2 protein-coding genes are annotated in these 2562 nt (G+C 73.1%); both read right to left on the bottom strand.

Features of this window, described 5'->3' with window-relative positions:
- The coding region (locus tag DBR34_RS07720; RefSeq protein WP_258223738.1) for a BatD family protein at window positions 1-1239 on the bottom strand (1239 nt) is incomplete at its 3' end.
- Between the two features lie 26 nt (window positions 1240-1265).
- Window positions 1266-2562 (bottom strand): tetratricopeptide repeat protein (locus DBR34_RS07715; protein WP_128096357.1); only part of this gene is annotated, 1297 nt, incomplete at its 5' end.

Genomic DNA, 2562 nt, shown 5'->3' with positions numbered 1-2562 from the left:
GCCCCAGGGACGGGCCGGCGTTGCCGGGTCTGCCAGCGGCAGCGCGTTGGTGGCCGCGGTGGCCTCGCCCGGCAGCGCCGACCGGGTGTCCACCGGCACCGACGGAGCAGCACCGCCCACGCCCGCGGCGGCGACCTGCAGGGTCAACGCCGGCAGGGTGGCGGTACGCGCCTCGCCAGCTTTCACGTCCCACCACGGCATGCTCGGGCCCCGCACGCGCAGGGTGCCCGGCGTGCGCGGCACGATCGAGTAGCGCCGGGTCAGCTTGAGCTGCGGCGTGTTGCCGCTGAAGGTCTCATCGAACTGGGCCGGCTCGGCGAACACCTGGGCGTCGGGGCCGACGTCCAGCGCCGGCAGTTCCGGGAACTGCGCGCGGGTGGCGCCCTGGGCCACGGCTTCCACCACTACCGTGGCCGCTTCCCCGGCACGCGCCTGGGTGGGCGCGGCGGTGTACCGCAGGCGCAGGTCGTGCAGCGGCAGCCACGGCTGCGCTGCGTTGGCCGGCTGCGGCTGCACCTGCAGCGTGCGCGCTGGCGCCGTGGCGCGCAGCCGTCCGTCGCCCCCGAACATGTCATCGAAGAAGCCACCGGCAGCCCGTCCGTTGAACTGGGCCGCCGGCAGCTGCAGCGGGCCGCTGCGTTCGGGAATCAGCAGGAAGCGCCGCTCCACCAGGTTGTAGCGGCGACCATTGACCTCGCGCACCAGGCTGCGGTCCTCGCCCACCCGCTGCATCGACGCACCGGCCGGGGTGTCCAGCAGCAGTTCGCCCGACACCAGCTGCGAGGCGTAGTACAGCCGCACCACCACGCCCACGCTCTGCTGGACGTAGGGCGTGAGGTCGTCGACCTCGGTTTCCATGAACACCGCCGCATTGCCGGGAACGGCCGCCGGCGCGGCAGTGCTGGCGCCCACCTGCAGCAGCAGCGGCGCGGTGCGGTTGGCCCCCACCTGCAACGCGGGAATCTGCAGCGTGCCGGTGCGGCGCGGCGACAAAGCCACTGCGTACAGATTGCGCGCGGTAGTGCCGCCCGTGCCCCATTGCATCTGGCGGCTGCTGGTCTGCCCGCTGAGCTCGAAATCGGCGCGCAGGGGCGTGTAGTCCGGTGCGCCGGCCGCATCACTCTCGATGTTGAGGGTGACCGTGTCGCCGTCGCTGATCTGCGCGCGGTCGAGCCAGGCACGGGTCTGCGCCTGCGCCCAGCTGCTCGCCGCCAGCAGCAGCCAACAGCAGCCGCGCATCCAGCGTCGCGTGGTCGAATCGGTGCTCATCGTCCTTCCCGTTTCCTGCGTTCGTTTTCGAGTTGGAACTTGGCGCGCAACAGGCTGCCCGGATCATCCGGCACCCGTCGCATCCACGCTTCCACGGCCTGGCGCTGCTCGCGCTGCTGCGGGGTTTCCGCGGCCTGCCGCTGCGCCGGGGTGTCCTTGCCGTCCTTGCCCTGCCGCTGCAGTGCCTGCTGCATCTGCTGGCGCTGGGCCGCATCGGCCTGGGCCTGCGCGGCGGGATTGGGCTCGGGATTGCCGGCGTCCTGCGTGTCCTTGCCCTGCGCCGGCGTGCCCGGCGGCTGGCCGGGGTTCTGCTGCCCGGGCTGTTTCGGCGGCTGGCCGGCATCCTTGCCCGGTTGGCCCTGGCCCTGCGACGGCGGGGAGGTGGGCGGTTGCTTGCCCTGGCCGTCCTTCGGGGGTGCCGACGGCGGCTTGCGCCTGCGTGCGGCGTCCACCGCCGCGCGGTTGGCGACCGCATCGGGCATGCCCGGCGTTTTGCGCAGCGCCTTGTCGTAGGCGTCGATCGCAGCGTCGTACTGGCCCTGGCGGGCCAGCGCGTTGCCTAGGTTGTACCAGCCGGCATCGCTGTCGATACCCTCGAACTGCGCCTGGGCGGCCTTGAAGTCGCCCCGGCGGTAGGCCTCCACCCCCGCCCCCAGTGCCTGCTGGTCCACCTGGTCGGCACGCCTCCACCAGGTGCCTTCGGCGGCCTGCGCGGGGGTGGGCAACGCCAGCGGGGCGGCCAGGCAGGCCACCAGCACCACGGCCAGGGCGCGTCGACGGAACGCCCACAACCCCAGCAGCATCAGCGGGGGCAGCAACCAGAAGCCTTCGTCGCGCCACGCCAGTCCATTGCCGTCGCGGCGATCCTCCCTGCTTGCCCGCGGGGTCAGCACGCCCAGTGCGCGCAGATCGCCGTCGTCGCTGGCCATCCGCGCGTACTGGCCGCCACCCGCGCTGGCCACCGTGCGCAGGGAGGCTTCTTCCAGCTGTGCCTGGGCAATCTGCCCGTCACCGCTTCGATAGGCGGCACCGTTCGGCGTGCCCACGCCGAGCACCGACACCGTGACGCCCTGCCGTCGCGCTGCCGCGGCCGCGCTCGCGGCAGCGGCGTCGGCACGATCGGTGAGCAGCAGGATGTCGCCGCTGCGGGCGCCGGACTGCTGGAGCAGGAGCACGGCCGCATCCAGCGCGCGCTCGGCGCGCTGACCGTCGCGCGGCATCACGTCCGGGCCCAGCGCATCCAGATACAGCGCCACGTTGGCGGTATCGGCGGTCAAGGGCGCCACCGTGTAC

The organism is Stenotrophomonas sp. HMWF003, assembly GCF_003061285.1.
GTDB lineage: Bacteria > Pseudomonadota > Gammaproteobacteria > Xanthomonadales > Xanthomonadaceae > Stenotrophomonas > Stenotrophomonas maltophilia_AP.
The sequence above is the reverse complement of the archived record's forward strand: the minus strand, read 5'-3'. Positions and strand labels throughout refer to the sequence as shown.